The 5,461-nt window shown below is 66.6% G+C and carries 3 protein-coding genes and 1 tRNA gene; all 4 read left to right on the top strand.

Annotated elements, in window-relative coordinates:
• Positions 1 to 140: 140 nt before the first annotated feature.
• The 4 genes from ACFWGJ_RS41350 (at position 141) to ACFWGJ_RS41335 (ending at position 5,418) form a co-directional block, all read left to right on the top strand.
• Positions 141 to 214: transfer RNA gene (locus tag ACFWGJ_RS41350), tRNA-Lys, on the top strand.
• A 115-nt stretch (positions 215 to 329) separates the two neighbouring features.
• The gene (locus tag ACFWGJ_RS41345) at positions 330 to 1,040 is read left to right on the top strand and encodes a FadR/GntR family transcriptional regulator (RefSeq protein WP_387334113.1); all 711 of its coding nucleotides are present in this window, start codon (positions 330 to 332) and stop codon (positions 1,038 to 1,040) included.
• A gap of 312 nt (positions 1,041 to 1,352) precedes the next feature.
• Entirely contained in the window at positions 1,353 to 3,380 is a 2,028-nt protein-coding gene (locus ACFWGJ_RS41340) for a glycosyltransferase family 2 protein (RefSeq protein ID WP_387334112.1), read from the top strand.
• Positions 3,381 to 3,480: 100 nt separating this feature from the next.
• Positions 3,481 to 5,418, top strand: a complete 1,938-nt coding sequence (locus ACFWGJ_RS41335) for a galactose oxidase-like domain-containing protein (RefSeq protein ID WP_387334111.1) — start codon at positions 3,481 to 3,483, stop codon at positions 5,416 to 5,418.
• Positions 5,419 to 5,461: the final 43 nt, after the last annotated feature.

Genomic DNA, 5,461 nt, shown 5'->3' with positions numbered 1-5,461 from the left:
CCTGAAAAGCGGGGCTGCGCCCCTGCCCACCCAGGGGCGCGGGGAACTGCGCGAGCAACCCCAACCGGACCCGCAGCCGAAATCCCACGGTCAACCGCCCCGCGAAGGTCCGGTAGAGTTCTCGTCGGCGACAGCCACCCGCGCCGCTAGCTCAGTTGGTTAGAGCAGCTGACTCTTAATCAGCGGGTCCGGGGTTCGAGTCCCTGGCGGCGCACAAGAAGCAAGAAGAGGCACGAGCAGGGCAAGAGAAGTAACGAAGAGGCTCCCCGCACGAAGCGGGGAGCCTCTTCGCGTATGGCCGAACCCTTACGGCCCGCTACCCTCTCGCCATGGCGCGCGACCTCCAGGAGCAGATCAAGAAGCTCATCATCGACCGTCGGCTGCCCTCGGGCGCCGTACTGCCGACCGAGCCCGACCTCATGGAGCTGCTCGGCGCCAGCCGGAACTCCGTGCGCGAGGCACTCAAGGCCCTGCAGGCGATGGGCATCGTAGAGATCCGGCACGGCTTCGGCACCTACGTCGGGCCGATGTCCATGGCACCGATGATCGAGGGCCTGGCCTTCCGCACGGTCGCCGGGCACTACCGCGGCGAGGACAGCCTCCTGCAGCTCCTGCAGCTGCGCGAGGCCGTGGAGACCGGCCTGGTCTCGCGCGTGGCGGGCAACGTCCCGCCGGAGGATCTGGCCGCGCTGGACGCACTGGTCGAACGCATGGACGCGGAGGCCACCGCCGGAGCGGGTCTCGCCGAGACCGACCGCGCGTTTCACGCCACTCTCTACCGGGGTCTGGGCAACCTCCTGCTGAGTGAACTCCTGGAGGCGTTCTGGGACGCCTTCCACCGCGTACGCACGGATCTCGTGGAACTTCCGCAGGATCCGAAGGTGACCTGCCGGCAGCACCGGGAGATTCTCGACGCGGTGCGCTCCGGTGATCCGGGGCGGGCCGAGGACGCAATAAGAGAACACTTCGGCAACATCCGTACGCGGTTGACAGCAACGGTACCGAACGAGACCAGCAGGCTCCCCAATGAGCGCGTATGACCGGTAAACACCGTGTTTCGCATCTTGCGATCATGACGAACGGCATAGAACCCTGGGCAACAAGAGGCTGCGGTTACAGAGCAGTTGGGGGCATGAAAGCGGTTGCGTGCGAAGACGGGGATTGGGGCCCTGTCAATGAACGGATGTCGAGGGGGGCATCATGCAACCGGAAGGCCGCTGCGCCATGTCTATAAGGTGTGTGGATGATGTGGTGACGGGGGCCTGCTGTTGATACGCCTGTGCGGGTTCAGGGGGACCTGCCGGCGAAGGGAACAACGAGCACGTGGAAACTCGCGTGTGGGGGGATGACTCATGACGTCGACGCCGACGGGCGCCCGGCAGAACTCCGACCCGTCCGAGACCACCCAGCTGAGGGTGCCGTCACAGACGCGGACCGGCACTTTCCGCAGAATCAAGAAGAACCTGCCGAGATACGACTACGAGCACTACAGCCGGCTCGCGGGTCCTCTCACGCAGCCGGACCCGACCAAGCCGTACAAGGTGCAGTACCGCACGCTGCTCTCGCAGGAGCCGCACCGGCTGCGCGCCGCCCTGATGCTGGGCGCCGCCCCGCTGCTTTCGCTCGTGCTGCTGGCCTGGCTGCTGCAGCCCACGCACTGGACCGAACGGGACTATCCCGCCTACGACTTCCTGCCCGCGCTCGACATGGTGATGCTCGTCTCGATCGGTCTGATCGAGCTGTTCCGCTGCATGAACGTGCTGTCGAACGCGCACGCCACGCTCGTCGCCCGCGACCCGATCCCGGTGGTGCCCGAGACCGGCACCAGAGTGGCCTTCCTCACCTCCTTCGTGCCCGGCAAGGAGCCGCTGGAGATGGTGACGAAGACCCTGGAAGCCGCGGTGCGGATCCGGCACCGCGGCCTCATGCATGTCTGGCTCCTCGACGAGGGCGACGACCCCGAGGTGAAGGCGGTCTGCGAGCGCCTCGGCGTGCACCACTTCTCCCGCAAGGGCGTCGCGAAGTGGAACCAGAAGAAGGGCCCGCACCGCGCCAAGACCAAGCACGGCAACTACAACGCCTGGCTGGACGCGCACGGCGACCGCTACGACTTCTTCGCCAGCGTCGACACCGACCATGTCCCGCTGCCGAACTACCTGGAGCGGATGCTGGGCTTCTTCCGCGACCCCGACATCGGCTTCGTGATCGGCCCGCAGGTCTACGGCAACTACGACAACCCGATCACCAAGGCCGCCGAGTCGCAGCAGTTCCTGTTCCACGCGCTGATCCAGCGCGCGGGCAACGCGTACGGCTCGCCGATGTTCGTGGGCACGTCGAACGCCGTGCGGATCAAGGCGCTGAAGCAGATCGGCGGTCTGTACGACTCGATCACCGAGGACATGGCGACCGGCTTCGAGATCCACCGCCACAAGAACCCGGCGACGGGCCGGAAGTGGCGCTCGGTCTACACCCCGGACGTCCTCGCGGTCGGTGAGGGCCCGAACGCCTGGACGGACTTCTTCACCCAGCAGATGCGCTGGTCACGGGGTACGTACGAGACGATCCTCAAGCAGTACTGGAAGGGCGCCTACTCGCTGCCGCCGAGCAAGTTCTTCAACTACACGATGATGATCATCTTCTACCCGATGTCGGCGCTCAACTGGATCCTGGCCGCGCTGAGCTGTGCGCTGTTCCTGGGTCTGGGCGCCTCGGGTGTGAACATCGACCCGGCGATCTGGCTGATGCTCTACGGCAACGCCTCGGCGCTGCAGATCGGCCTCTACGTCTGGAACCGCCGCCACAACGTGTCGCCGCACGAGCCCGAGGGCTCCGGCGGTGTGGCGGGCATGATCATGTCCGCGCTGTCGGCGCCGCTGTACGCGAAGGCCCTCATCGACTCGATGCTGCGCCGCAAGAGCAAGTTCGTGGTGACCCCGAAGGGCGACTCCGCGAGCCCGGACACCTGGTTCGGCACGTTCCGCTACCACTGGTACTTCATCGCGATCTTCAGCGGTTCGATCACCGCGGGCTTCGTCTACGGCCACGCCCACCCGGCGATGATCATCTGGGCGACGTTCGCGCTGCTCATCACGGCCTCGCCGATGTTCGCCTGGCGCTGGATGATGCGGCAGGACAAGAAGGGGAGGAAGCACCGGCACGGTTCCCCCCAGGAGCCCCCGGCCGCCCCGGCGCCCGTGTACGACAGCCGGATCCCCCTCCAGCCGCAGCAGTCCCAGGCGCCGCAGCACGCGGCCCCGTACGGGCAGCAGCACCCGCCGCAGCACGCACCCCAGCACAAGCCGAGTTGGGCGGCGGGCGGGGGCACCGACCAGACCGTGCAGATCTCCCTCGGGGGCCAGCACCGTTCGTCCGGGAACTGAGACGCGCGGCTGTCGCGCCGCGTATCCCAGCCCAGGGGCCGGACCAGGGACGAGGCCTGGTCCGCGCCGGCCAAGTCAGTCGAGTTAGACGGGAATTCAAGTGAAAGACGGTTCCAGCCGCCGCCGCGCCCGCCGCATCGCGATAGGTGCGGCGGTGGTGCTTGCGCTGGCCGGGATGAACGGACCCGCGCTCTACCGCTTCGGGTCGGAGCAGTACCACGAGTACAAGATCAACAGACCTGAGTACAAGGCCGAGAACGGCAAGTGGGACATCGTCGAGTTCCCCGAGAAGTACCGGCTGAACACCATTCACGCCGCGCTGCTGCACACCGGGAAGATCCTGCTGATCGCCGGTTCGGGAAACAACCAGGACAACTTCGACGCGAAGAAGTTCGACACCCGTATCTGGGACCCGGTCAAGAAGACGATCAAGAAGGTCCCGACGCCGGCCGACCTGTTCTGCACGGGCCACACCCAACTGCCCAACGGCAACCTCCTGATCGCCGGCGGCACCAAGCGCTACGAGAAGCTCAAGGGCGACATCACCAAGGCGGGCGGCCTGATGGTCGTCCACAACGAGAACCCGGACGAGCCGATCACCCTGCCCGCGGGCACCCGCTTCTCGGGCAAGGAGAACGGCAAGACGTTCGTGTCGAAGGACCCGGTCGTCGTCGAGCGCGCCAAGAAGGTCTTCGACAAGGCGACCGGCAGGTTCCTGCGCAACGAACCGGGCCTCGGCCGGATCTACGTCGAGGCGCAGAAGAGCGGCTCCAAGTACGAGACGGGCACGCAGGACAACTACCGCGTGCAGGGCCTCTCGGGCGCCGACGCGCGCAACACGTACGGCATCGCGCAGAAGCTCGCCCTGGACAAGAAGGACTTCCAGGGGATCAAGGACGCCTACGAGTTCGACCCGGTCGCCGAGAAGTACATCAAGGTCGACCCGATGAACGAGGCGCGCTGGTACCCGACGCTCACCACGCTCTCGGACGGCAAGATCCTCAGCCTCTCCGGCCTGGACGAGATCGGCCAGCTGGTGCCGGGCAAGAACGAGGTGTACGACCCGAAGACCAAGAAGTGGACGTACACCGACGGCGTCCGCCAGTTCCCGACCTACCCGGCGATCTCGCTCATGCAGAACGGCAAGCTGTTCTACTCGGGCGCGAACGCGGGCTACGGACCCGACGACGTCGGCCGTGACCCGGGCGTCTGGGACCTGGAGACGAACAAGTTCAAGAAGCTGGGGGGCATGTCCGACCCGAAGCTCCTGGAGACCGCGGGCACGGTCCTGCTGCCGCCCGCGCAGGACGAGAAGTACATGGTCATCGGCGGCGGCGGGGTCGGCGAGTCCAAACTGTCCAGCAAGAAGACCCGCATCATCGACCTGCTGGCCGACAACCCGAAGTTCACCGACGGCCCCGAGCTGGAGAAGGGCACGCGCTATCCGCAGTACTCGATCCTCCCGGACGACGACGTGCTGGTCTCGGGCGGCTCGGAGGACTACCGCGGGCGCGGCGACACCAACATCCTCCAGGCGCGGATGTACGACTCGAAGACCAACGAGTTCAAGCGGGTCGCCGATCCGCTGGTGGGCCGCAACTACCACTCGGGCTCGATCCTGCTGCCCGACGGCCGCGTGATGTTCTTCGGCTCGGACTCGCTCTACGCCGACAAGGCCAACACCAAGCCGGGCAAGTTCGAGCAGCGCGTGGAGATCTACACGCCGCCGTACCTCTACCAGGGGTCGCGGCCGACGCTCTCCGGCGGCCCGAAGACCGTCGAGCGCGGCGGGACGGCGGCGTTCACCTCGAAGCACTCCTCGTCGATCAAGTCGGCCCGGCTGATCCGGCCGAGCGCCTCGACGCACGTCACCGACGTCGACCAGCGGTCGATCGCGCTGGACTTCGAGAAGACGAAGGACGGCATCGAGGTCACCGTCCCCAAGAGCCGCAATCTGGTCGAGTCCGGCTGGTACATGCTGTTCGTGACGGACGACCAGGGCACCCCGAGCAAGGCGCAGTGGGTGAAGATCCCCTGACGGACCCGGCCTGTACGTGACGGGGGGCGCCTCCGCACAAGGC

It is taken from the genome of Streptomyces sp. NPDC060205 (assembly GCF_042728395.1).
GTDB lineage: Bacteria > Actinomycetota > Actinomycetes > Streptomycetales > Streptomycetaceae > Streptomyces.
The sequence above is the reverse complement of the archived record's forward strand: the minus strand, read 5'-3'. Positions and strand labels throughout refer to the sequence as shown.